We start from the raw sequence: 24633 nt of genomic DNA on the forward strand, positions 1-24633 counted from the left end.
CTGATCAGATCTTGGACGCGACGAGCTTGACCAGGTCCGCGAGGCGGTTGGAGTAGCCCCACTCGTTGTCGTACCAGCCGACGACCTTGACCTGGTTGCCGATGACCTTGGTCAGCGGCGCGTCGTAGATGCACGAGTGCGGGTCGGTGACGATGTCGGCCGACACGATCGGGTCGGTCGAGTACTTGAGGATGCCGGCCAGCGGGCCCTCGGCGGCGGCCTTGTACGCGGCGTTGACCTCGTCCACGGTGACCTCGCGCTTGAGCGTGACGGTCAGGTCGGTGGCCGAGCCGGTGGGGATCGGCACGCGCAGCGCGTAGCCGTCGAGCTTGCCGTTGAGCTCCGGCAGCACCAGGCCGATGGCCTTCGCGGCACCGGTCGAGGTCGGCACGATGTTCAGGGCGGCGGCGCGGGCGCGGCGCAGGTCCTTGTGCGGCGCGTCCTGCAGGTTCTGGTCCTGCGTGTACGCGTGGATCGTGGTCATGAGGCCCTGCTCGATGCCGAAGCTGTCGTGCAGGACCTTGGCCAGCGGCGCGAGGCAGTTCGTGGTGCAGGACGCGTTCGAGATGACCGTCTGCGAGCCGTCGTACTTGTCCTCGTTCGCGCCGATGACGATGGTCAGGTCCTCGCCCTTGGCCGGCGCGGAGATGATGACCTTCTTGGCGCCACCCTCGTCGACGTGCTTGCGCGCGGCGGGGGCGTCGGTGAAGAAGCCGGTCGACTCGACGACGACGTCGACGCCGAGGTCCTTCCACGGCAGAGCGCCGGGGTCGCGCTCGGCCAGGGCCTTGATGACCTTGCCGTCGACGGAGATGCCCTCGTCGGTGACCTGCACGTCGGCGTCCAGACGACCGAGAATGCTGTCGTACTTCAGCAGGTGAGCCATGGTGGCGACGTCACCGAGGTCGTTGAACGCGACGATCTCGATGTCGTGGCCGCCAGCCCTCACGGCGCGGAAGAAATTGCGCCCGATGCGACCGAAACCGTTGACACCTACACGAACCGTCACGACGGACTCCTTGCGTTCGACTGGCAGGAACACGCCCACCCTATCTGTCGAACTGCGCCGCTGGTCACACGGATAGTGCGTATCTCTTGATCGAGCCAGAAAAATGGCCCCTGATTAGGCCGTTCGGCGGCGCAGGGCGCGGAGCATCCAGAGGTACGCGCTCAGTTCCTCCGCGGCCTCCGCGGCGGTGCGGCACGCCTCCGGGCTGTGCTCCCGCGCGTCCCTGCCGACGACCGCGACGATGCGCGCGATCCACTCGTCCACCACCTCCCGGTCCTGCGGCGGCACGAGCGAGGCGTTCGGCTGTCGGATTGGTGCAGTCATGACCGGACCTCCTGGTTGGTGGCGGCGGCACCGGCCCGGATCATGTCCACCCTTCGAAGGACCCTTCAATACCCCGAAACAGCGGGTGTTACGGACCGTTACGCGCCGGTACGGTCATTCCTCATGACGGCCAATGCCGCCTGCGTGACATGTGGAAACCCGCTCAACGACGCGATCCCCGGACGGCGTTACTGCTCCAACGCGTGCCGCCAACGTGCGTACCGGGAGCGCAGTTCGGCACGTGACGAAGCGCCACATGACTCGGCCCTGCCCACGCCTCTCGACACGTTCGTGGGCCGCCGCGAGGAGCTCGCGGCGCTGGCGCGGCTGGGGTCGGAGCACCGGCTGGTGTCGCTGGTCGGTCCGGCGGGGTCGGGCAAGACCAGGCTCGCGGTCCAGCACGTGACCAGACGCGCAGATCAGGTGTGGTGGACGGCCCTGGCGTCCGCGTCGGACGTGGTGCAGGCGATCTACCACGCCGTCGGTGCGCACCCGTTGCCGAACCGCTCGGTGCGCGACGCCGTGATCGCCGAGATCGACCAGCACCGGCGTCCGCTGCTCGTGCTGGACAACTGCGAGCACGTGCTGGCCGAGGTCGCCGACGTGGTGTCCGAGTTCCTGGCCTGCTGCCCCCGGCTGCGCGTCCTGGTGACGTCCCGCGAGCCGCTGCGGCTGGCCGGTGAGCAGGTCTTCGCGCTCGGCGAGCTGGAGCTGCCGCCCGCCGGAGCGAGCGTCGCCGAGGCCCTGCGTTACGACGCGGTGCAGCTGTTCAGCGATCGTGCCGTCTCAGTGGACCGCTCGTTCGAGGTCGACCCGTCGAACGTCGCGGACGTCGTCGCGGTGTGCCGGTCGCTCGACGGCATGCCGCTCGCCATCGAACTGGCCGCGCGCCGCATCACCGTCCTGTCCCCCGCCGACGTCCTGGCCAGGCTCGGTGACCGGCTGGCGTTGCTGACCGCGGGGCCGCGCGCGTCCGACGACCGGCATCGCACCCTGCGGGCGGCGATCGGCTGGAGCTACGACCTGCTGCCGGAGGCCGAGCAGGAGGCCTGCCGCCGGCTCGCGGTGCTGGGCGTGCCGTTCGACCTGGGCGTCGCGAGTGCCGTGTGCGACGTGCCGGACGCTCTTGACCTGTTGACCAGCCTTGAGCAGAAGTCCCTGTTGGTGGTCGAACGGTCCTCCGGCCACACCACGTTCCGTCAGCTGGAGTCGATCCGTCTCTACTGCCGCGAACGCGCCGTGGAGCACGGTGACGTCCCGGTCGTGGCGGACCGCGTGGTGGACTGGGTGTGCTCGGTCGTCGAGCCCGAGATCTCGTCGTTCTTCCCGGCACCGCGGGTCGTGCTGCGGCTGGACCGCAACATCGGCCTGGTCGAGCTGGCCGCGGCGCGCACGGCGGAGACCGGGGACTGGCACCGGCACGCGCTGACGATCGTCGCCACGGCCTGGACCTCGACCCCGCGCGGGCCGCGTGGCGCCCCCACCGAGCTGTTGCACCGCGCGCTGTCCCAGCCGATGCCGCCCGCGTACCGCAGCGTGCTGACCGTGCTCGCCGCCATGCACCACCGGGTGCGCGGTGGCTGGCACGTGACGCGGCGCTTCGCCCAGGAGTCCGTGGCGATCGAGCGGGCCAGTGCGTCGCGGCCCGGCGCGCTGGCCCGCGCGCTGGAGGTGCTGGCGTCGGCCGAGGCCCACACCGGCAACCCCGAGCTGGCCTGGCAGCTCTTCGACGAGGCCGTCGAGCTCCTGCGCGGCTCCGGCGACAAACTCGCGCGTGGCGTCCTGTTGAACTCCTACGGCTGGACGTTGCTGCAGCACGGCGACCCGGAACACGCGGCCCCGCTGGTGCGCGAGGCGTTGACGCTCGTGCGGCTGGAGGGCCCGCCGCACCTGCTCAACCCGGCCCTGCACACCGCGGGCGCGATCGCGTTGGCGCGGCAGAGCTACCCGGAAGCCGTCGACCTGTTCCGGGAGAGCCTGGAGGTCGGCTCGGAACACCCGATGGACCAGTTCTACGACCTCGAAGGCCTGGCGCTCGGGCTGGTGGGCGTCGGTTCCGACGACGAGCGCGCGTTGTCGTTGCTGACCGCGGCCTCGGTGGTGCGGACCCGGTTCGACTTCCGGGCCGAGCCGTACTGGCAGGCGTTGCTGGACGAGGCGCGGTCGGTGTGCCGGACCCGGATCACGGCCGGGCGGTTGCGCGCCGCGGAGTCGACCGGCGAGCGGATGTCGTTGGCACAGGCCGTTTCCTACGCCCTGACGTCCCGTCCCGTCACCGAGGACGACGACGGCGTGATCTCCGCGCGCGAGCTGCACGTCGCCACGCTGGTCGCGGAGGGGCTCACGAACCGGCAGATCGGGCAACGGCTGGGGATCTCGCCCCACACCGTCGCCCGGCACGTCACGCACGCCCGCACGAAGCTGGGCCTGCGGTCACGAGCCCAGCTCGCGGTGTGGGCGGGCCGCCAGACGCCCTGACAGCACGCTGCCCGCACCTGAGCACAGGTGCGGGCAGCGGTGTTCCTGGTGGACCGAGTCAGGTCAGCCGAGGTCGGCGAACTCGACGCCGGTCGGGTCGGTGGTGCCGGCGTTGCCGATGACACTCGGAGCCGCCCACGAACCACCGAACGCGTTGTTGTTCTGCCACGCCGTCAACGAACCGTCAGCGTTCACACGGATCAGATCGTCCCGGCCGTCGGCGTTGAGGTCGCCGAACCGCACCCTGCTCTGCTCAGTGGTGCCCACGTTGCCGACCGTCACCGGAGCCGCCCACGAACCGCCCAGCGCGTTGTTGTTCTGCCACGCCGTCAACGAACCGTCAGCGTTCACACGGATCAGATCGTCCCGGCCGTCACCGTTGAGGTCGCCGAACCGCACCCTGCTCTGGTCGGTCGTGCCCACGTTGCCGACCGTCACCGGAGCCGCCCAGCTGCCACCCGCCAGCACACCGTTGTTCTGCCACGCCGTCATCGAACCGTCCGTGTTGACCACGACGAGGTCGGCCTTGCCATCGCCGTTGAGGTCCGCCAGCCGCACACGGGTCGCATCGCCGCCACCGGCGTTCCCGACCGTGACCGGCGTCGCCCACGAACCGCTGAGCGCGTCCTTGTTCTGCCACGCCGTCATCGAACCGTCGGAGTTGACCCGCAGCAGGTCCGCGTTGCCGTCACCGTTCAGGTCGGCGAGCTTCGACCGGAACTGCTCCGTCGTGCCGATGTTGCCCGCGGCGGCCGGGGCGTTCCACTTGCCGGCCAGCGCGTCGGTGTTCTGCCACGCGGTGAGCGAACCGTCGGCGTTGACCCGCAGCAGATCCGCCTTGCCCCCCACCGCGTCGGACACGCCGACCGGCCGGATGTACTTGACCACGTAGTACCCCTGGGACGCCGAGAAGGTTCCGACGGCCGAGGTGATCTTCGTGGGGACGACGTGCGAGCTGCCGGCGAACTGGGCCTCGTCGCCGCCCTGCCCGCCGTAGTTGCCGTTCTGGATCCACGCGGTCCCGTCCGAGTTGACCGCGGTGACGAGGCCGACGTGGTCGATGTCCGCGGCCGAGTTCGTGTCGCTGAACACCGCCGCGTCGCCGACGTGCGGGGTGTCGCTCAGCGTGCCGGCACCTGCGCCGTAGCTGTAGAAACTGCGAGCGGCCGGAGTGAGGTTCGCGGTGTTGATACCGCCCGCGTTCATCCAGACCCACTTCGCGAAGTCCGCGCACCAGTACTCCGGTGTGCCGCTGTGCCCGATGCAGCTGCTCAGGAAGTACCGGCCACCGAGGCTGTTGGTGTCGCACGCCATCTTGCCCTGGTTGGCGTTGGCGAGGTCGGCGATCTGCTGCCCGGTGGCGGCGTACGCCTGGCCGGTCAGGAGGAGCGGGCTGAGCACGACCGCACCGAGCATTCCGCTGATCGTCTTGGCGAGCTTCATGACGTTCTCATTTCCGAGTCGGGAGAGTCAGGTGGACGGATCAGCCGAGGTCAGAGAACTCGACCCGGGCCGGGTCGGTCGTGCCCGCGTTTCCGATGCCGGCGGGGGCGGCCCACGATCCGGCGGAGGCGTTGTTGTTCAGCCAGGCGGTCAGGCCACCGTCGGCGCCCACCCGGATCAGGTCGGTCTTGCCGTCGGCGTTGAGGTCGGCGAACTTCACTCCGGCCGTGCCTCCGGCACCGGCGTTGCCGACAGCGGCCGGCGCGCTCCACGAGCCGCCGAGCGCGTTGTTGTTCAGCCAGCCCGTCATCCCGCCGTCGGGAGCGACGCGGACCAGGTCGGCCTTGCCGTCACCGTTGAGGTCGGCGAACCGGACCTGGCTCTGGTCCGTGGTCCCGACGTTGCCCGCGGTGACCGGAGCACTCCACGAGCCGCCGCCCAGCACGTCGTTGTTCTGCCAAGCCGTGAGCGAACCGTCCGTGTTGATCACAATGAGATCGGCCTTGCCGTCACCGTTGAGATCGGACAGTCGCACCCGCGTCGAGTCGCCGCCACCCGCGTTGCCCACGGTGACCGGCGCCGACCACAACCCACCCAGAGCGGCGTTGTTCTGCCAGGCCGTCATGGAGCCGTCGGCGTTCACGCGCAGCAGATCGGCCTTGCCGTCACCGTTGAGATCGCCGTACTTCAGCCGCGGGCTCTCGGTCGTACCCGCGTTTCCGGCGAAGGCGGGAGCGCCCCAGGAACCGCCCTCCAGCACGCCGTTGTTCTGCCAGGCCGTCAACGAACCGTCGTTGTTCGCACGCACGAGGTCGGCCTTGCCGAACCTCGCGCTGCCAGGCCACAGGTAGTTCGCGATCTTCACCGCGTCGGAGGCCTGAACGCCGTACCGGTAGCGGAGGGTTTCATCGGGTCGCTGCACATCGGCGGCCACATCGCCGACAGCGGCCGTGTTCCACGCGCCGTTCGGGTAGAACCGCGTCATCGTGTCGAGGAACTTGTCCGTGGCGATCTGCGGGTTCGTCCGTTCCGCGACGCTGCCCCAGCTGTCGCGCTGCTGGAACAGGCCGACCGAGTCCCGGTCACCGCCGTCGAGGTTGGCGTTGCTGGACTCGACGATCGTGGTGGCGAGGGCGATCGCGGCCGCCCTCTCGTTGAAGCCTCTGGCCTTCACCCGTTTGACCACTTCACGGGCACACGAGGTGTTGTAGGCGGTCATGGCGCCGCGCATCTTGGCGGTCAGCTGCGGGTTGAGGGCCGTGGCGTCCGACGCGTCGGCGGCGGAGGGCCCGCTGGACGTGCAGGGCAGCGCGTTGGCCGCCTGTGCGGCACCGGTCCCGAGCAGACCGAAGGACAACGTCGAGACGGTGAGAGCGGCGAGGACTCCGCTTAGACGATTCATCAGGTTCCCCCAGGCGATTCGGTGTGTCTTGCTCGATGGGGGAACAATCGGGGGCCGGCCTGCAAGCCCTCTGCAAGCAGCCTGTACAAGATCCTCTAGTCGGCCTGCAAGCGCCTGCAAAGCAAATGGCCCGCAGCCGATCGGCTGCGGGCCATCTGGATCAACGGTGCTGTCAGACCTCGGCTTCGAGCATGTCCGCGGTCACGGCGGACTCGGTGTCCGGCAGGCCCAGGTCCTTCGCGCGCTTGTCCGCCATGGCGAGCAGGCGCCTTATGCGGCCGGCGACCGCGTCCTTGGTCATCTGCGGGTCGGACAGCTGGCCCAGCTCCTCCAGCGACGCCTGGCGGTGCGCGAGCCGGAGCTGACCGGCCGCGGCCAGGTGGTCGGGTGCCTCCGGGCCGAGGATCTCCAGGGCGCGGGCCACCCGCGCCGCGGCGGCGACGGCCGCGCGGGCCGAACGCCGCAGGTTCGCGTCGTCGAAGTTGGCCAGGCGGTTGGCCGTGGCGCGGACCTCGCGCCGCATCCGGCGCTCCTCCCACGCCAGCACGCTGTCGTGCGCGCCGAGCTTGGTCAGCATCGCGCCGATGGCGTCGCCGTCCCTTATCACCACGCGCTCGGCGCCGCGGACCTCGCGCGACTTCGACGAGATGCCCATCCTGCGCGCCGCACCGACCAGGGCGAGAGCCGCCTCCGGGCCGGGACAGGTGATCTCCAGCGACGAGCTGCGACCGGGTTCGGTCAGCGAGCCGTGCGCGAGGAACGCACCACGCCACGCGGCCTCCGCGTCGCACACACCACCCGACACGACCGGCGCGGGCAGGCCGCGGACCGGCCGTCCGCGCGGGTCGAGCAGACCGGTCTGGCGGGCGAGACCCTCACCGTCCTTGACCACGCGGACGACGTACCGGGTGCCCTTGCGCAGGCCGTTCGACTGGATCGTGAAGACCTCGGCGTGGTGACCGTAGAGGGCCTGGATCTCCTTGAGCAGCCTCCGAGCGGCACTGCCGAGGTCCAGCTCCGCCTCGACGACCACGCGGCCGGACACGATGTGCAGGCCACCGGCGAACCTCAGCAGCGAGGACACCTCCGCGCGGCGGCAACAGGTCTTGGATACCGCGAGCCTGCTCAGCTCGTCCTTGACCGCCGACGTCATCGCCACGGGCTTGTCCCTCCCACTCCGGTCTCATCGACCACCTGCCTCAGGCAACCGGCCAGTGCCTCCGGATCATGCCGCTCGGCGGCGTCCGGTGCGGCGATCTTGGCCAGATGCGTCCGCGCACCCAGTGCCGAGGCGGCTCGCGTCAGCCGGTCCGGGGTGGGGACCGAGTCGACGTCGGCGATCACCGCGTCCACCTTCAGCTCGGGTGCGTGTTCGCAGACTACGTCCAAATGGCGCTCCGGAGAGAAACCGGCGGTTTCGCCCGGTTGGGGGACAAGATTGAGCACGAGGACCTTCTTCGCCCGCGTGCGGACGAGCGCGTCGTGCAGTTCGGGCACCAGCAGGTGCGGCAACACGCTGGTGAACCACGATCCAGGACCGAGTACCACGAGATCTGCGTCAAGTACAGCCTGTACTGCTTCCGGACAGCCGACAGGTCGCCCGTTCGGGGCAGTCAGCCGGATGCGCTGCACGAGCCCCGGCGTGGTCGCGATGGCGACCTGCCCCCGGATGCGCCGCACGTCCTTCTCGTCCTCGTCCAACCCGGTGACGTCGGCCTCGATGTCCAGCGGCTCGTTCGACATCGGCAGCACCCGCCCCCGCACGCCCAGCAGCCTGGACGCCGTGTCGAGCACCGCCACCGGGTCGCCGAGCTGCTCCAGCAGCCCGGCGATCACCAGGTTGCCGACCGCGTGGCCGGCCAGCGCACCCGTGCCGCCGAACCGGTGCTTGAACAGCGACGTCCACAGCCGGCTCTGCTCGTCCTCCCCCGCCAGCGCCGCCATGGCCTTGCGGAGGTCCCCCGGCGGCAGCAGAGCGGACAGCTCACGCCGCAGCCGCCCCGACGAGCCCCCGTCGTCCGCGACGGTCACCACGGCCGTCACGTCGTCAGTGACCCGTTTGAGCGCACTCAGCGTCGCGTGCAGCCCGTGTCCGCCGCCCAGTGCAACAGCCTTCAACTTCGTCACTCGCGTCCCAGATCCCTGTGCACGACCTTGACGGCCACGCCGTCCTCGCTCGCCAGCCGCGCGGCCAGCTCCTCGGACAGGGCGACGCTGCGGTGCTTGCCACCGGTGCATCCGATGGCGAGCGTGAGGTACCGCTTGCCCTCCCGGCGATAACCGGCACCGATGAGCCGGAGCAGCTCGTGGTAGCGGTCGAGGAACTCGTCGGCCCCTTCCTGGCTGAGGACGTAGTTGCGCACCTCGCCGTCGAGCCCCGTCTGCTCGCGCAGCTCCGGGATCCAGAACGGGTTGGGCAGGAACCGCACGTCCATGACCAGGTCCGCGTCCATCGGCAGCCCGTACTTGTAGCCGAAGCTCAGCACCGTGACCCTGGTGCGCGTGGCGGCCTCGGTGCCGAACGTGTCCTCGATCTTCGCCCGCAGCTGGTGCACGCTCAGCGCCGAGGTGTCCAGCACCAGGTCGGCTTCCTGCTTGAGCGGCGTGAGCAGGATCCGCTCGGCCTCGATGCCGTCCTGCAACCGCCCGTCCGCCTGCATGGGGTGACCGCGCCGCACCGCCTCGAACCGGCGGATCAGCACGGCGTCCGTGGCCTCGAGGAACAGCACCCGCGGCTTGTACCCGCGAGCGTCGAGGTCCTTGATGATGGCCGCCAGGTCCTCGGTGAACGCGCGGCTGCGCACGTCCATGACGACCGCGACCCTGGTGATGGCCCCGCGCGCCTGCGCGCCGAGCTCGACCATGGTGGCGATGAGCTCCGGCGGCAGGTTGTCCACGACGAACCAGCCGAGGTCCTCCAGGCACTTGGCCGCGGTGCTGCGGCCCGCACCGGACAGCCCGGTCACCACGGCGACTTCGATGCCGGACTTCTCCGCGTTCACGACTACGACTCCGTTACCTGTTCATGAGCTGACGCTCTCGGGCTGTGTTGGGGGCCGCGCCACGACCGGGCGCGCCCTGGGGAGAGTCTCCACCGGCCCGGCGTGTTCGCGCGGCAGGTTCGGCAGTTGGGACGTCCGCGCCGGGTGCCGAACCGGTTGTGCCCGATCCTCGCTCGGAGGTCGGGCGCGCGCAGGCTGGGGCGACCGCTGCGGAAGTGGAGGGTCTCGGCGCGGGTCGGGGTGCCGGCGGAGGGACGCGGCATGCCGGGTCCGGGTGCGGGCGGAAGATCGCGGCACGCCAGCCCCCGCACGGACGGCCTGCCGGGGCTGAGGGTCGAGCGGGCGGAGGATCGCCGCGCGGGTCCGGATGCGGGCAGAGGATCGCGCCGCGGATCCGGGTGCCGACGGCCTGCCGCGACCTGAAGGTCGAGCGGGCGAGTGCGGTCGGAGGCGGCCGGCCACAGCGCGCCCGTGCCACCGCCACGGTGAACGGCACACACGCTGACGAGCCGGTACGGCTGTCCGGTACGGCTGGTCGCGAGGAACCGGGTCCGGCCGAACTGGGCCCGGCTGGCTTCGCGGGCTGGCCGGAGGCCATCGCTGGGCGGGCGGGGCGCGGGCTGCGGAGGCATCGCGGTCACGGCGTCACCGGGTAGCTCGACTGGAACGCCAGTCTGGCGTCGGCGCTGGACGCGAGGCGGTCCAGTTCGTCGTCCAGGGCCATGAAGACCTCCCACGGCTCCTGGCCGGAGGCGGCCGCTAGGCGGGCGGTCAGGAGTTGCTCCAGGTCTGGGACGCGCTTGGCCTTCCACACCTTGTCGGCGACGCTGACCAGGAGTTCTTCCAGGCTCGACGCCGGGGTCCAGGAGGCGTGGGTGCGGGCGAAGCGGGCCAGGCGTTCGTCCACGCCGCGGGCGCGCAGGAGGGCGTGGCCTGCCGGTTCGTGTTGTGAGCCGGGGGCGGACAGCTCCTCCGGGTGCTCGACCTTGCCGATGTCGTGGGTGGCGGCGCCGTACAGGGCGGCTTCGCGGTCGAAGGTGGCGGTCGGGTGGTGGTGGGAGAGCCAGTCCGCGAGTTGGCAGGCCACGTCGTGCACCGCGCGGAGGTGGGCGACCAGGCGGGGTGGGGCCTGCAGGTCTTCCAGCGGGGCAACGGCTTCGGCGGGGAGCGGGCGCAGGCCGGCGTCTTCGGTCAGGGCCTGGTGTGCGCGGGGTGAGAGCGGCATCAGGGCTTTGCCTCCGGGGAGGACGGCGCGGCCAGTGTTGCCACCACGGCCTCCGCGGTGCGGCGGCCCACGCCGGGCACGCCGCTGATCTCGTCCACTGTGGCCTGCCGGAGTTTGCGGACCGAGCCGAAGTGCTTGAGCAGGGCGGCTTTGCGGGTTTCACCGAGGCCCGGTACCTCGTCCAGCTCGGACGCCGTCATGCGCTTCGAGCGCTTCTGGCGGTGGTAGGCGATGGCGAAGCGGTGGGCCTCGTCGCGGACGCGCTGCAGCAGGTACAACGCGTCGCTGGTGCGGGGCAGGATCACCGGGTCGGGCTCGCCGGGGACCCAGACCTCCTCCAGGCGCTTCGCGAGACCCACGACCGCCACGTCGGTGATGCCCAGTTCGGCGAGGACGTCGGCGGCCGCGGCGGCCTGGGGTGCGGCGCCGTCGACCACCAGGAGGTTGGGCGGGTAGGCGAACTTGCGCGGTTTGCCGGTGTCCGGGTCGATGCCGGGGTTGGGGCCGCCCGACGCGGTTTCGCGCAGCATCGCCTGGAAGCGGCGGCGGACCACCTCGGCGATCGAGGCCACGTCGCCCTCGGTGGCGGCCTCGCGGATCGCGAAGCGGCGGTACTCGGACTTGCGGGCCAGGCCGTCCTCGAAGACCACCAGCGACGCCACGACGTCGGTGCCCTGCACGTGGCTGATGTCGATGCACTCGATGCGCAGCGGAGCCGTGTCCAGCGCCAGCGCGTCCTGCAGTTCCTGCAGCGCGGCGGAACGGGCGGTCAGGTCGCCGGCGCGGCGGAGCTTGTGCTGAGCGAAGGCCTCGGAAGCGTTGCGCGCCACGGTTTCCATCAGAGCGCGCTTGTCGCCGCGCTGCGGAACGCGCAGCACCACGCGGGAACCGCGCTGTTCGGACAGCAGGTCTTCGAGAGCCGGCGCGTCGTCGGGCAGCACGGGCACCAGCACCTCGCGCGGGGTGCTTTCGGTGTTGTCGCCGTAGAACTGCATGATGAACTGGTCGACCAGCGCCGCGTCGTCGACCGCCTCCACCTTGTCCAGCACCCAGCCGCGCTGGCCGCGCACCCGGCCGCCGCGGACGTGGAACACCTGGACCGACACCTCCAGCTCGTCCTGCGCGAACGCCATCACGTCCGCGTCCGTGCCGTCGCCCAGCACGACCGCCTGCTTCTCCATCGCGCGGCGCAACGCGCCCAGGTCGTCGCGCAGGCGCGCGGCCCGTTCGAACTCCAGCTCCTCGGCCGCCGCGGTCATCTCCCGTTCCAGGCGGCGGATCATGTGATCCGTCTTGCCCGCCAGGAAGTCGCAGAAGTCCTCGACGATCGCACGGTGCTCGTCCGCGGAAACCTTGCCCACACACGGCGCCGAGCACTTGTCGATGTACCCGAGCAGACAGGGACGCCCGATCTGGTTGTGCCGCTTGAAAACTCCGGCGGAACAGGTGCGCGCCGGGAACACGCGCAACAACAGGTCGAGCGTCTCGCGGATCGCCCACGCGTGCGCGAACGGACCGAAGTACCGCACGCCCTTCTTGCGCGGGCCGCGGTACACGTGCAGCCGCGGGTAGTCCTCGTGCAACGTCACCGCCAGCACCGGATACGACTTGTCGTCGCGGTACCGGACGTTGAACCGCGGGTCGAACTCCTTGATCCAGTTGTATTCGAGCTGCAGCGCCTCGACCTCGGTGGTGACCACCGTCCACTCGACGGAGGCCGCCGTCGTCACCATCTGGCGGGTGCGCGGGTGCAGCCCGGCGAGATCCGCGAAGTACGAGTTCAGCCTGCTGCGCAAGCTCTTCGCCTTGCCGACGTACACGACCCGGCCACCGGCGTCGCGGAACTTGTAGACGCCGGGAGCCTCGGGAATCGTGCCCACCGCGGGGCGGTACGTCGAAGGATCTGCCACGCCGTCAAGACTAACGACGGGGTCTGACAAAAGCGGAAAGGGTCAGGCGAGCACCACTTGGTCGCCGTCGACCTTCACGGCGACGGCGCGCAGACCCGCCGTCGCGGGCCCCTTCTTCACCTTGCCGTCGGCGGCACCGAACTGGCTGCCGTGCGCGGGACAGGTGATCGTTCCGGCGGTGGGTTCCGCGACCGTCGCGCCCTGGTGCGGGCACGTCGCGTCGTAGGCCTTCACCTCGGACGCGGACACACGGGCGACGACGATCTTCTTGCCACCGGGTGCGTCGACCACGGCGCCGCCGCCTTCCGGCACGTCCGCGAGCGCGACCAGCTTGGTGCCGGAGGAGCCCGTCTTGGATCCGCTGCCCTGGGTGGGAGTGGAACCGCTGGGACCGGTGCCCGCTGAACCGGAACTGCACGCGGTCACGAGGCCACTGGGCACGGCGAGGGCAACGACGATTCCGCACAGCGCCGCCCGCCTGCTGACCGGGCTTTCGGTGTTCACGACCGTTCCTCCGTGGTGGTGGGTGTCCGGGTTCACACCACAGCATTACGCGAAGCGGTCAGCGAGAGTTCAGCGCGAGGCCCAATGCACAGGAACCTCACAGGTCTCAGGACAACACCAGATCTTCACCTGAACGGGCGATGGCCACCTCGGTCAGCCCCGAAGTCGCAGGTCCTTTGCGGACGGCGCCCGTCGAGGGGTCGAAAGCGCTCCCGTGCAGCGGGCAGGTGATGACACCACCCGCGGGAGGGTTGACCAGCGAGCCCACGTGGGGGCAGGAGGGGTTGAACGCACGGAATTCACCCGATCGAGGCTGCACCACCAGCAGCTGGGCGTTGCCGGGCATGTCCACCAGCACGCCACTGCCCACCGGCACGGACGCGGCGGAGGCCACGCGGTCCCCTGGCCGGGCGGTCCCGACACCGCCCGTCTTGCGAGGAGCAGGCTCGCCACAAGCACTCAGAGCAGCGAGCCCGCACAACAACAACGCTGAACGACGATCCACGAGCACCGATTATCGGCGCTGGTCCTCCGCGGCGGCCGTCCGGGCCAGTGCCAGCACGGCGGTGAACGGCGGGAACCAGTGCCGCGAGTGCGACGGCGGGTTGGCCCACCGCAGCGATCCGTACCTGGTCATCGTGGGCGGCAGCGCGATCCGGTGCGGGGATCGCACGAACTGGACCTCCGGCGGCGCCTTGAGGTGCGTCGGCAGCAACGCCACCAGCTCGGCCAGGAAGATCCAGTGCTCGCGGGGGCCGGGGATGACGGTCACGGGACCCGCGAGCATGCGCGACTTCAGATCGGCCAGCACTCGCGACCCGATCCGCGCCGGCATCGCCAAAGCTGTCGTGGCGGGGCCCAGGGGTAGGAACACACCCTGCTCGGTGACGTTCACCTGCCAGCCGAGCAACCGGTAGCCGGCCACGGCCTCACCGATCGCCCGATCGTGTCCCCTGTTCTGTGGGATCCCGGCACTTCCCGTGCCGGTCTCCGCGGTCGTGATGCTCATCGGCGGTCGTCCTCCCCGGTGGTGGGTCAGGCACTGGCAGAGCCACGGGGATCGGCCCGCGACCTGCGATGTGCAGGGTGCGGCGCGGTTCGCGCCAACACCACTCGGCCGCTGCATGAGCTTCATGCAGCGGACGCATGAAGCTCATCCGCCGCACGGGGGTACCGGCACTGCGACACGCGAATCCATTACGTCTTATGCATGAGATGGATGGACTGACGATCACGGCTCCGTACACTGGGAAAACGCTCAGTGACGGGGGCGATGCCGATGGACACCGCAAGACCCAGATCCAGGCGTGCTTGCCCGTGTGGAGCGTTCATCGCCGCCGACAACACCGATCGGCTGTGTCACCGGTGCCGCCGCAACGCCCGTTCCGACGTGCACGGACCCCCTGCCGTCCCGGATGACTTCTGGGACCACCCCGCGATCACGGCGGCCTGCACCGATCGCGACATGGGTGCGCTCATCTCCGCATACCGGCACCACCCGCGGCACCTCAGCCGGATCAGCCAGGACCGCATGGCGGGCTGGCTCGGCATCAGCCAGGCGCAGCTCTCGCGTTACGAGTCGGGCGAGAACCAGATCGACCGGCTCGACCGGCTGCGCCACTTCGCGCTCGTGCTCGGTGTACCGGGCGAACGACTGTGGTTCGACCGAGTCGTCATCCCAGCTCAGGTGGGCTCCCCCGAATCCGGCCCGCCAGATGTGCTCGCCGCCCCATGGGAGGCGACGAGCATTGCCCGTTCGGTCGAGGAGACGGCGAGGAGCGACTTGGCGATCAGCAGACGAGCGGCGCTCACCGGAGCTGCCGCGGTAACGGTGGGATCCGCACTGGTCGAGCCACTGCAACGGTGGTTGCACCCCCTGCAGAACCTGTCGAAGTGGTCGTCGCACGCGGCGATCAGCGAGGAGGAGCTGCTGGCCCTGCAGCGCGTCGCGGACGGGCTGCGCGGCTGGGGCGGCCGGGGCGGGTACGGACTGGCGCGCAAGGCCGTGCTGGGTCAGCTCGACGAGCTGGCCGAACGGCTGCAGCGCGCGCCTGCGGGCCCGACGACGGAACGGGCGTTCTTCATCGGCGCCGAGCTGTCCAAGGTGGCGGCGAGCATGTCGTTCGACGCGGGGCTGCACAACGCGGCCCAGCGCTACTACGTGCTGGCCGTCCGGATGGCGAAGGCAGGCCACAACGACGGCTTCGCGGCTCTGTGCCTCGCCGCGATGGCCCGGCAGATGTTCGACCTCGGCAGGCCGGAGGACGGACTGGAGCTCGTGCAGCTCGGCCAGTACGGCACCCGCCGCACCGGCACGCCGACGCTCAAGGCGCTGCTGCTCACACGTGAGGCGTGGGCGTACGCGCAGATGGGCAGGGTGCGCGAGTTCCACCAGGCCGTGGGCATGGCACAGGACAGCTTCTCGCAGCGGGACGCGGACACCGAACCGCGCTACCTGCACAGCTTCGACGAGGCCGAGCTGGAGGGCGTGATCGGGGCGCGGTGCCGCGACCTCGCCATGCACGACCCGGCTCAGGCCGTGTTCGCCGAGCAGCACATCCGGCGGGCACTGGAGCTGCGAGACCCGTCGAAGGTGCGCAACCGCGCGTTCGACGTGATCGGACTGGCGCGCACCAAGATGGTCGCGGGAGACCCGGAGGCGGCGTGCGGGTTGATCAACGAGGTTCTGCCGACGGCGGCGAAGCTCTCCTCGGGGCGCGTGCTGCGCAAGCTGGAGGACTTCGCCAAGGAGGCGGCACGGCACCGCCACATCCGCGCCGTTCAGGAGACCCGCGACGCGATCAGAGCGATCCGGACGGCTTGATGCGGATCGGGATCACCGGACACACCAACCTGGTGCCTGAGTGCATCCCGGCCGTGCAGGCCGCGATCGCCGAGGTGCTCGCGGAGTTAGGACGGCCACTGGTCGGCGTGACGTGCCTCGCGCCGGGCGCCGACCAGGTGTTCGCACGGGCCGTGCTGGAGCTGGGCGGACAGGTCGAGGTCGTGCTGCCCGCGCTGGACTACCGGGACAAGCTCAAGCCGCACCAGCTGGCCGAGTACGACGAGCTGCGCGCGGCCGCCACGGTCGTCAGCGTGTTGCCGCACATGTCGTCGGGACGGCTCGCCTACGTGGCCGCCAACGAACGCATGCTCGCGTCGGTCGAGATGCTCGTGGCGGTGTGGGACGGGGTGCCGGCGCAGGGCAAGGGCGGGACCGCGGACGTGGTGGAGCAGGCGCGGGCCTCGGGCGTGCCGATCCACGTGGTGTGGCCGCCGCAGGCGCGCCGCAAGTCATAGCCGGCCGAACGAGAGCATCGCCGTGGTGCCGCCGACGATCTCGCCGCGGGCCGGTTCGAGCGCCTGCCGCGCGGTCTCGGCGAGCACCTCGTCGGCACGCTGCTCCGCGATGCGTGCCGTGATCCACCACAGCACCTCGTAGTAGTGGTCCGCGCGCGGTGCCGGCACGTCCCGGTCCGCCATGACCAACGCCTCCGCCCACGGCCGGTACGGCCCCCAGTCGAGCGTCAGGTCGGGTGGACGGCCCGTCGACAGCAACGCCAGCGGCAGGAACCCGGCCGCCACGCCCGGCATGGCCGAGAGGTCCAACGCGCGGTAGCCGGACTCATCCGGCGCGAGCATCAACCGGAACCCCGCGGTGAACACGCGCGCCAGCGGCGTCTCGTGGATCTCGGCGAGCTGCTCAACCGCGTCCGCATGACGTGAGGCCACCCCGAAAGCTCCGACCGCCGAGTGCGCCTGCATCGCCACGAGATGGCCGAGGATCTCGTAGGCGGGCAGGTCGTGCCGGGCGGACACCTCGATCAGCTCAGCGGCGATCAGCGCCCGTTCCGCGGACCGGCCGGGCTGCTGGAACGACTGCACGAACCGCGCGTTCAGCGCCACCGCGAGTACGGCCGGATCGCCGAGCTCGCGGGCGAGCCGTTCCGCCTCGACGGCCGCCTCCGCAGCCCACCGGTCCCGCGTCCCGCGGTGCTCCAGCGCGATCGTGGCGAGCAGCCGCGCCCGCAACGCGACCGGAGCGTCCTCGGGGAGGAGCCGCAGCGTGCGCCGAGCCGTCGCGACCAGGGCCGCGGACTGCGCGGGGTCGTCGCTCACGGTCCAGTTCGCCGGCACGTCGTAGGCGGTCAGGACGCGAGCGGTCAGCAACGGGTTGCCCAGCCGTTCGGCCTCGGCGACCGCGGCGAACCGCCCGGCCTGAGCCAGCGCCAGACCGCCGGTCAACGCCGCTTCTCCCGCGACCACACTCGCGGACCGCAACCGCGCGTACGAGCCACCACGCCGGGCCACGGCATGGCGAAGGATGTCCGCCTCGGCCCGGTCGAGATCGGGCAGCGCGTCCAGCCCGAACCGGTCCACCAGCCGAGCCCTGGCCTCGCGCAGCACGGTCAACGCCTCGACCTGGCGCCCGTCCTGGAAGAGCGCGTGCGCCAGCAGCACCTGCGCCTTCTCCCGCCACGGATGCGCCTCGGCGAACGATGAAAGCTCTCCGACCAAAGACGCCCCACGGCCTTCATCGAGCAGGGCGCGCGCACGCAGCTCCAACAGCCGAGCGCGCTCCTGCAGCACCCACGGCGACGGGTCGAGGTCGGCGTAGGGCTCACCCCAACCGACCGACGAGGGCGACTGCTCGAACCGCCACACGTCCACGTCAGGGACCTTCAGCGCATACCCGCGACCGACCGTCGCGATGGCGGCGGACCCCAACGCGGCACGCAACTCCGACACGAACGTCCGCACCGCGCCGACTGCGCCGGCCGGCGGGTCCTCCCAGAGGTCGTCGATCAGCACGTCGAGCGAGACGACCCGCCCGCCTGCGGCCACGAGACGACCGAGCAACTCACGACGGCGTTTGCTGCCCACGGCCACAACACGACCATCGGTGCCAACGACCGTGACCGGCCCAAGCACCCTGATCTGCACGGACGTGGATGCTAATCGCCTGCTGATCGGGCCGCCCGATGCTGGGCGGCATGAAGCTCAACACCGTCGTCACCGGCGAAGGCTCCCCGATCGTCCTGCTGCACGGCTTCCCGCAGACCCACCTGATGTGGCGGCACGTCGCGCCGAAGCTCGCCGAGCACCACACGGTCGTCTGCCCCGACCTGCGCGGCTACGGCGCCAGCGGCAAGCCGCGCACCGGCTACGACAAGCGCACGATGGCCCAGGACGTGATCGACCTGGCCGACGAGCTCGGCCTCGGCACGTTCGCGCTGGTCGGACACGACCGGGGCGTGCACGTGGCCTTCCGCGCCGCCCTCGACCACCCGGACCGCATCAGCCACCTCGGCCTGCTCGACAGCGTCCCGGCCCACGACACCTGGAACGTCCTGCACGGCCGCGAAGCCGCGGTGGCCTTCCACCTGTACCTGCTGGCCCAGCCGGGCGACCTGCCCGAGCAGCTGGTCACCAACAGCTCCGACGCGTTCTTCGGCCACTTCCTCGACGTGTGGTCGCGCAGCCCGTTCCCCGAGGACGTCCGGGCCGAGTACCTCAAGGCCGCGCGGGACTCGATTCCGTCGATCATCGAGGACTTCCGCGCCCTGGCGACGATCGACGTCGAGCACGACCGCGAGGACCTCGAAGCGGGCAGGAGGCTCACCGTGCCCGTCGCCGTGATGCAGCAGGACTGGGGTGGTCAGCTCGGCTTCGACCCCACCGAGCTCTGGCGCAAGTGGACCACCGACCTGCGCTTCACGACCACCGCGGCCGGTCACTTCGTGGCCGAGGAGGCACCGGACGAGGTCGTGCGGCTGATTCGTGACCTCGTTGCTCCGGTTGAGGGAAGTTCGTCGGCAACCGGACCAACTCCGCCCACCGGTCTGGCGGCGGAGAGGGCTCGTTGATCACGATTTCTGGGCATGGCAGCCGAACCGTTCGCCCGCTTGGCCGACCGCCAGCACGCACTGCGAACAGCACTACGAGCACTGCAGGCGGCGGGACCCGGCAGCCCTGACTTCCCTGCTCTGCTGGCCGAGACCGACAAAGAGGTCGAGGCCGTCATGCGCGCCCGCCGCGACGTCGAGGCGGCCCGCCTGACCGTCCCGAACCGGGCGATCGCGGCGGGCACCGCCGTCGCGGCCCTCGTCGTCGTCATCGGCTGGTTCGACGGCTGGTCGCTGCTGTCCGTGCTGCTCGCGGTCGCCGTGGCGGCGGCCGTCCTCGTCGATCCGGTCGGCCGCCGGATCTGGGAGCCGCGGGCCAGGACGGCGGCCATCGCGGCGGCACTGCTCGCGGTCCTGCTGACACCATTGGCGAACGGCTGGGCGACGCTGGCCGTCCTGGCGGGCGTCGCGTGGTGGGCGTGGAGGACCTTGCGATGATGAACATCGATCCGGTGAAGGCGCTGGACGACAAGGTGGAGCGCCTCAAGAAGGACCTCAGGTCGCTCGGCGAGCGCGTCGACAATGCGCAAACCGACGCCGCACAACAACAACTGAGCACAACGAACCAGATCCGCGACACGACGCGCAAGATCGCCAAGACCAACGACCGGGTCACCGAGCTCGCCGAGAGCGTGCACCGGCTCGAACGGCTGCTCGTGGCGCTCAACCGGAAGGTCCGGGCGAGCGAGACGCAGAAGGCCGACTTCGACACCTGGCCGGAGATCGAGAAGTCGCTGCTCGCCAGGATCCTCGCGGGCCAGGAAGCCTACGCGCGCAAGACGTTCACGCCGCAGGAGGCCAAGGACACCCGCAAGGCCATCGCCGAGTACGACCGGGCCGCGCTGGCCGCGATCGACGCCGCCGAGGCGCTCACCACGCTGCCGCCGAACGCGGAGTCGTTGTGGCGCAAGAAGTACCGGCAGTGGCGCGTGATCACGACCAAGGAACGGCCCGAGGCACCGGACGACGACGTGCACGCCGGCGACACCGCCGCCAAGTCGGCGGGCAACGAGGCCGTCGGTCAGGCACGCGAGCTGATCCGCGCCCGCATCGAGGACGCGGTCGCGCGCGACCTGCTCTTCCCGGCGTGGTTCGAGAACATGCTCGGACCGGCCGCACCGCCCGGCAAGGCCGACGATTGGCTTTACACCGCAACGGATGTCGTGTTGTACCGGCTGCTGCACGACGTGACGAGCCCGGCGAACGCGCTCGGTCCCGCACCGCAGGAACAAGGGCATCGCCGAAGCCTCCACGACCGGTTGATCGTGGAGTGCGCGGAGTACCGGAAGCCATGACGAACTCGGGCAGGGCGCCTCTGCCCGAGCACTCATGCCTTAGGCCAGCTCAAGGCTGAACCGCTGCTTGTCGGCGTCCACCATGAGGACCTTCACCTGCACGGTCGAGCCGACCTCGGCCTGCTGGCCGTGCAACAGCCCGTGTGCACCGGCGGGGTGCTCGATGAACGAACCGAACGGGACGGTCGAGACGACCTTCCCGGAAAAGACGTCACCAACGTTGGGAAGCATTGCGCATCACCTCCTCTCCCACGCGCATCTCCAACTCGAGGAGCGCGGGATCCGGAGGGGCCCTGATCAAATCAGGGCCGGGCAACCGTTCCGCTCACGGCACAAGGCCGACCCGGCAGTCATGTCGCAAACATTAGCCACCACAGGCCGTTGTCCGCAATGGAATCTAGAATTCGTCACATGCTGGAGACGTCCGCACGGCTGCTGAAGCTCCTGTCCCTGCTGCAGGTGCGGCGCGACTGGACGGGTCCGGAGCTCGCCGACCGGCTCAGCGTCGACGTCCGCACGATTCGCCGTGACGTCGACAAGCTGCGCAGTCTCGGCTACCCCGTCACGTCCCTGCCCGGCGCGACGGGCGGCTACCAGCTCGGTGCCGGCGCGGAGCTGCCACCGTTGCTGCTCGACGACGACGAAGCCGTTGCGGTGGCGGTAGGGCTCAGAACCGCCGCCAACGGCACGATCGCGGGCATCGAGGAGACGTCGGTCCGCGCGCTCACGAAGCTCGAACAGATCCTGCCGAACCGCCTGCGACGACGCGTGCAGGCACTGCAGGCGCACACCACTCCCCTGCACAACGAAGGCCCGACGGTCGACCCGGAGACGCTGACGATCATCGCCGCCGCCTGCCGGGACCACCAGCAGCTGCGGTTCACCTACCCCCCAACGCAAGGCGAGCCCGCGAAACGGCTCGTCGAGCCGCAGGGCCTCGTGCACACCGGGCGCCGCTGGTACTTCGTCGCCTGGGACGTGTCCAAAGAGGACTGGCGCACGTTCCGCGTCGACCGCATCCCGGACGAGCCGACGCCGGCCGCCCGGTTCACGCCCCGCGAGCCACCGGCCGAGTCGCTGGGCGAGTTCGTGTCGCGCCAGGTCTCGTCGAACGTCTACACCTACCAGGCGGTGCTGACGATCCACGCACCCATGCAGGCAGTCGCCGAACGCACGTCGCCCATGTCGGCGGCGCTGGAACCGATCGACGACAGCTCCTGCCTCATGCGCACCGGAGCCGACTCGCTCGACCGGATCGTGTTCCACCTGATGTTCCTCGGCCACGAGTTCGAGGTGCACGAACCACCGGAGCTGAGGAACTACGTGCAGGAGGCCATCAACCGGCTGCAGAACGCGGTTAGAGTGCGGGAGTGACAGTGGACTTCGCGACCGCGGCGGACCCCTTCCGGCGGGAACTGCTCGCGCACTGCTACCGGATGCTCGGCTCGCTGCACGACGCCGAGGACCTGGTGCAGGAGACGTACCTGCGCGCGTGGAAGGCCTACGACCGGTTCGAGGGCCGCTCGTCGGTGCGCACCTGGCTGTACCGCATCGCCACCAACGTCTGCCTCACCGCGCTCGACACCCGCACGCGCAGGCCGCTGCCGTTCGACCTGTCCACCGGTTCCACGCGGGAGGACCCGCTCACCCAGGACCACGAGATCCCGTGGCTGGAGCCGTTCCCGACCGACCCGGCGGCGATCGTCACCGAACGCGAGTCCACCCGGCTCGCGTTCGTCGCGGCACTGCAGCACCTGCCGCCGCGGCAGCGCGCGGTGCTGATCCTGCGCGACGTCCTCAAGCTGACCGCCGCCGAGACCGCCGACCAGCTCGACATGACGGTGGCGGCCGTCAACAGCGCCCTGCAACGAGCGCACACGCAGCTCAAGGACCTCTCCGAGGACAAGATCACCGAGCCCGCCGACGCCAAGCCGCTGCTCGACAGGTGGGTCAAGGCGTTCGAGGCCAAGGACATCCCGGCGATCATCGCCATGTTCACCGAAGACGTCGTCTGGGAGATGCCGCCGTACCCGCAGTGGTACAGCGGACCCGAGATGGTCGCGTGGCACCTCACGAACCAGTGCCCGGCCGTCCCGCACGGCGCGCGCATGATCGCCGTGGAGGCCAACGGCCAACCCGCGTACGGGCTGTACCTGAGGGAGGACGACGGCGTGTTCCGGCCGTTCAACCTCCAGGTGCTGGAGGTCCGCGACGACCGGATCACGCACGTCTCGTCGTTCTTCGACCTCAGTCTGTTCCCGAAGTTCGGGCTGCCTTCGACCGCATGAACTCGGAGGTGTCCAGCGGCCGGTCCACCACCCGCATGTCGCCGATCCAGCCGTACAACGACTTCTCCACGTTCTTGTTGTACGCGTAGGCGCCCACCAGCCACGGGTCACCGGCGGTCGAGATGCCGCGCGCGGGGGTGGACGGGTTGCGCAGCAAGCGGGAGCCGTCGACGTACAACGTGGTGTGCACGCCGTCGTTGACCACCGCGACGTGCCACCACGTCTCGTAGGTCATCTCGTGGCCCCAGTTCGTGGACAGCCCGGGCAGGTTGCGCGGGAACACCGCCCACTGCAGCGAGCCGCCGCCGGCGAGGTTCAGCGTGGCGATCGGCTCGCTCGGGTCGTCCCCGGTCTTGCCGGCCGCCGAACCGGGCGCGAGCTTGGTGAACAGGCCGCACCACGGGTGGTCGAAGTCCTTGGGCAGCTTGAGGAACAGCTCGATCGTGTAGCCGCGCTCGAACGTCATCCCGTTGATCGGCGCACCGTCCACAGTGGTCAGATAGCCGTTCTTGCCGAAGTACAGCGAACGGTGTGACGGCGCGAACCGGTGGTGGTCGTCCCCGGCGGTCAGCGTGCCGGTCTGCCTGAGGTCGTTCCCGTTGCCCGACAGGTCCTTCAGCCCCTCGCCGAGCCGCCAGTACGCGACGGTTCCAGGGATCACGACCTCGCGCGCCGGCTGGACGGGCGGCAGCACCGGCGGGTCGAACCGGGCGAACCGCTGCTCGAAGTCGATCGGCACGCTGAAGCGGTCCACCGGTCCGGTCAGCTCGATCTCCTTGCGCTCCAACGGGTTGAGCGTCCGCTTGCCGAGCAGCCACGGCGACAGCGTCCGCACGTCGATCGTCTTGCGGTCGAGGTCGAAGTGGTACAGCCGGATCATCGCGCCGCCGCCGTAGTAGCGGTCCTGGTAGTTCGTGATGTGCACGTGCACGTCGTTGCCCGCGGCGTTGCGCATCGTCGCCCGTGCCGGCGGCCAGAAGTGCCCGTTCAGGGTCAGGAAGATCTGGTCGTTGTCCTTGATCAGCTCGTCCCACAGCTCGCGGCCGTAGTCGGACATCACCGCGGCGCCGTTGCCGCCGTCCTGGACCAGCTCGTGCGTGGTGAGGACGACCGGCAGCTTCGGGTGCTGCTTCAGCACGTCGCGCGCCCACGCGAACCCCTTGGCGGACATGCGCCAGTCCAGCGCCAGGACCAGCCACTCCCTGCCCGCCGCACGGAAGACGTGGAACGAGTTGTAGCCGTCCGCGCTCGCACCGCGGAACGTCGGCGAGTGCCGGAACCGCTGCGGCCCGAACTTGTCCAGGTACGGCGTGCGGCCGCGCTGGTCGTCGGTGCGCGAGTCCGGCAGGTCGTGGTTGCCCGCGAGCACGCTGTAGCCGATCCGGCGCCGGTCGAGCACCTCGAACCGCGCGCTGATGTCGTCGATCTCGCCGGCCTGCCCGTTCTCGACGAGATCACCGAGGTGGCTGATGAAGACGATGTTCTCGGACCGCTGGTGGTCGATCAGGTACTGCAGCGTCGCCTTCATCGGCGCCGAGTCGCCTCGGTCGAGGTCGAACATGTACTGCGTGTCGGGGATCACGGCGAGCGTGAACCGCCGTGCCTCACGGTCGGGACGGCCACCGCGCCCATCCTTGGCGACAACGATGTCAGCTTGCGCCGAACCAGGCGTGACCAGGGCGGCAGCGGCGGCGGTCGCACCGGTGCCGAGCAGGAAGGAGCGGCGGGAGGCGGTCATGGCGCGGAGCGTAAGCGGGCTTTGCCAACACCAGGCGAACAGCGAACGAACCCCTGGTCCGCGCCAAATGTACGCGGGGAGCTTTCGTGCACCAGGAGCGCACGCGGGG

23 protein-coding genes are annotated in these 24633 nt (G+C 70.2%); 8 read left to right on the forward strand and 15 right to left on the reverse strand.

Annotated elements, in window-relative coordinates; genetic code table 11:
* Window positions 1–4: 4 nt before the first annotated feature.
* Window positions 5–1009: a type I glyceraldehyde-3-phosphate dehydrogenase gene (gap, locus tag ACWEIJ_RS31325; protein ID WP_355447342.1), complete on the reverse strand. Its 1005-nt coding sequence runs from the start codon at window positions 1007–1009 to the stop codon at window positions 5–7.
* 114 nt (window positions 1010–1123) lie between these two features.
* A complete protein-coding gene (locus tag ACWEIJ_RS31330) occupies window positions 1124–1333 on the reverse strand; it encodes a hypothetical protein (protein WP_449840849.1) in 210 nt (69 codons plus the stop codon).
* 123 nt (window positions 1334–1456) lie between these two features.
* Here ACWEIJ_RS31330 and ACWEIJ_RS31335 point away from each other — a divergent pair, with 123 nt between their 5' ends.
* A complete protein-coding gene (locus ACWEIJ_RS31335; RefSeq protein ID WP_449840850.1) occupies window positions 1457–3811 on the forward strand; it encodes an ATP-binding protein in 2355 nt (784 codons plus the stop codon).
* A 63-nt stretch (window positions 3812–3874) separates the two neighbouring features.
* Here the strand turns inward: ACWEIJ_RS31335 and ACWEIJ_RS31340 are convergent, their stop codons facing one another.
* The 10 genes from ACWEIJ_RS31340 to ACWEIJ_RS31385 all read right to left on the reverse strand — a co-directional run bounded on the left by ACWEIJ_RS31340 (window position 3875) and on the right by ACWEIJ_RS31385 (window position 14306).
* Window positions 3875–5254 (reverse strand): FG-GAP-like repeat-containing protein, encoded by a 1380-nt coding sequence (locus ACWEIJ_RS31340; protein ID WP_449840851.1) that lies wholly within the window; start codon window positions 5252–5254, stop codon window positions 3875–3877.
* A 40-nt stretch (window positions 5255–5294) separates the two neighbouring features.
* Window positions 5295–6656 carry an FG-GAP repeat domain-containing protein gene (locus ACWEIJ_RS31345; RefSeq protein ID WP_449840852.1) on the reverse strand — a complete coding sequence of 454 codons (1362 nt, stop codon included), beginning with the start codon at window positions 6654–6656 and terminating at the stop codon, window positions 5295–5297.
* A gap of 172 nt (window positions 6657–6828) precedes the next feature.
* A complete protein-coding gene (whiA, locus tag ACWEIJ_RS31350; RefSeq protein WP_449840853.1) occupies window positions 6829–7815 on the reverse strand; it encodes a DNA-binding protein WhiA in 987 nt (328 codons plus the stop codon).
* A complete protein-coding gene (locus ACWEIJ_RS31355) occupies window positions 7806–8774 on the reverse strand; it encodes a gluconeogenesis factor YvcK family protein (RefSeq protein WP_449840998.1) in 969 nt (322 codons plus the stop codon). The genes whiA and ACWEIJ_RS31355 overlap by 10 nt, the downstream gene beginning before the upstream one ends.
* 5 nt (window positions 8775–8779) lie before the next feature.
* Window positions 8780–9637, reverse strand: a complete 858-nt coding sequence (gene rapZ, locus ACWEIJ_RS31360) for an RNase adapter RapZ (RefSeq protein WP_449840999.1) — start codon at window positions 9635–9637, stop codon at window positions 8780–8782.
* Window positions 9638–10295: 658 nt separating this feature from the next.
* Complete coding sequence (locus tag ACWEIJ_RS31365) at window positions 10296–10883, reverse strand: HDIG domain-containing metalloprotein (protein ID WP_449840854.1); 588 nt, start codon at window positions 10881–10883, stop codon at window positions 10296–10298.
* The gene (gene uvrC / locus ACWEIJ_RS31370; RefSeq protein ID WP_449840855.1) at window positions 10883–12793 is read right to left on the reverse strand and encodes an excinuclease ABC subunit UvrC; all 1911 of its coding nucleotides are present in this window, start codon (window positions 12791–12793) and stop codon (window positions 10883–10885) included. Before uvrC ends, ACWEIJ_RS31365 begins: the two co-directional genes overlap by 1 nt.
* A gap of 42 nt (window positions 12794–12835) precedes the next feature.
* Complete coding sequence (locus ACWEIJ_RS31375) at window positions 12836–13297, reverse strand: Rieske (2Fe-2S) protein (protein WP_449840856.1); 462 nt, start codon at window positions 13295–13297, stop codon at window positions 12836–12838.
* 106 nt (window positions 13298–13403) lie between these two features.
* The gene (locus ACWEIJ_RS31380) at window positions 13404–13691 is read right to left on the reverse strand and encodes a Rieske (2Fe-2S) protein (RefSeq protein WP_449840857.1); all 288 of its coding nucleotides are present in this window, start codon (window positions 13689–13691) and stop codon (window positions 13404–13406) included.
* A 120-nt stretch (window positions 13692–13811) separates the two neighbouring features.
* A complete protein-coding gene (locus ACWEIJ_RS31385; protein ID WP_449840858.1) occupies window positions 13812–14306 on the reverse strand; it encodes a hypothetical protein in 495 nt (164 codons plus the stop codon).
* A gap of 381 nt (window positions 14307–14687) precedes the next feature.
* On the opposite strand from ACWEIJ_RS31385, the gene ACWEIJ_RS31390 reads away from it, so the two are divergent.
* Both ACWEIJ_RS31390 and ACWEIJ_RS31395 read left to right on the forward strand, forming a co-directional pair.
* Window positions 14688–16121 carry a helix-turn-helix domain-containing protein gene (locus tag ACWEIJ_RS31390; RefSeq protein WP_449840859.1) on the forward strand — a complete coding sequence of 478 codons (1434 nt, stop codon included), beginning with the start codon at window positions 14688–14690 and terminating at the stop codon, window positions 16119–16121.
* The gene (locus tag ACWEIJ_RS31395) at window positions 16121–16597 is read left to right on the forward strand and encodes a hypothetical protein (protein ID WP_449840860.1); all 477 of its coding nucleotides are present in this window, start codon (window positions 16121–16123) and stop codon (window positions 16595–16597) included. Before ACWEIJ_RS31390 ends, ACWEIJ_RS31395 begins: the two co-directional genes overlap by 1 nt.
* Here ACWEIJ_RS31395 and ACWEIJ_RS31400 read toward each other — a convergent pair.
* Window positions 16592–18241: a BTAD domain-containing putative transcriptional regulator gene (locus ACWEIJ_RS31400; protein WP_449840861.1), complete on the reverse strand. Its 1650-nt coding sequence runs from the start codon at window positions 18239–18241 to the stop codon at window positions 16592–16594. The two genes, ACWEIJ_RS31395 and ACWEIJ_RS31400, sit on opposite strands and share 6 nt — an antisense overlap.
* A gap of 50 nt (window positions 18242–18291) precedes the next feature.
* Here ACWEIJ_RS31400 and ACWEIJ_RS31405 point away from each other — a divergent pair, with 50 nt between their 5' ends.
* From ACWEIJ_RS31405 to ACWEIJ_RS31415, 3 genes are read left to right on the forward strand one after another with little or no spacing between them, the layout of a single operon-like run.
* The gene (locus ACWEIJ_RS31405) at window positions 18292–19164 is read left to right on the forward strand and encodes an alpha/beta fold hydrolase (protein ID WP_449840862.1); all 873 of its coding nucleotides are present in this window, start codon (window positions 18292–18294) and stop codon (window positions 19162–19164) included.
* 15 nt (window positions 19165–19179) lie between these two features.
* Window positions 19180–19641: a hypothetical protein gene (locus ACWEIJ_RS31410; protein ID WP_449840863.1), complete on the forward strand. Its 462-nt coding sequence runs from the start codon at window positions 19180–19182 to the stop codon at window positions 19639–19641.
* Window positions 19638–20498, forward strand: a complete 861-nt coding sequence (locus ACWEIJ_RS31415; protein ID WP_449840864.1) for a hypothetical protein — start codon at window positions 19638–19640, stop codon at window positions 20496–20498. Before ACWEIJ_RS31410 ends, ACWEIJ_RS31415 begins: the two co-directional genes overlap by 4 nt.
* A gap of 39 nt (window positions 20499–20537) precedes the next feature.
* On the opposite strand, the gene ACWEIJ_RS31420 is transcribed toward ACWEIJ_RS31415, so the two are convergent.
* Window positions 20538–20729, reverse strand: coding sequence for a S1 RNA-binding domain-containing protein (locus tag ACWEIJ_RS31420; RefSeq protein ID WP_355447297.1), 192 nt, complete (start codon window positions 20727–20729; stop codon window positions 20538–20540).
* Window positions 20730–20909: 180 nt separating this feature from the next.
* Here ACWEIJ_RS31420 and ACWEIJ_RS31425 point away from each other — a divergent pair, with 180 nt between their 5' ends.
* Both ACWEIJ_RS31425 and ACWEIJ_RS31430 read left to right on the forward strand, forming a co-directional pair.
* On the forward strand, window positions 20910–21872 hold the full coding sequence (locus ACWEIJ_RS31425) for a helix-turn-helix transcriptional regulator (protein ID WP_449840865.1): 963 nt from the start codon (window positions 20910–20912) through the stop codon (window positions 21870–21872).
* Complete coding sequence (locus tag ACWEIJ_RS31430; RefSeq protein ID WP_449840866.1) at window positions 21869–22786, forward strand: sigma-70 family RNA polymerase sigma factor; 918 nt, start codon at window positions 21869–21871, stop codon at window positions 22784–22786. The genes ACWEIJ_RS31425 and ACWEIJ_RS31430 overlap by 4 nt, the downstream gene beginning before the upstream one ends.
* On the opposite strand, the gene ACWEIJ_RS31435 is transcribed toward ACWEIJ_RS31430, so the two are convergent.
* Complete coding sequence (locus ACWEIJ_RS31435; protein WP_449840867.1) at window positions 22746–24524, reverse strand: LamG-like jellyroll fold domain-containing protein; 1779 nt, start codon at window positions 24522–24524, stop codon at window positions 22746–22748. The genes ACWEIJ_RS31430 and ACWEIJ_RS31435 overlap by 41 nt on opposite strands.
* Between the last annotated feature and the right edge of the window lie 109 nt (window positions 24525–24633).

This window comes from Lentzea sp. NPDC004789 (assembly GCF_053601075.1).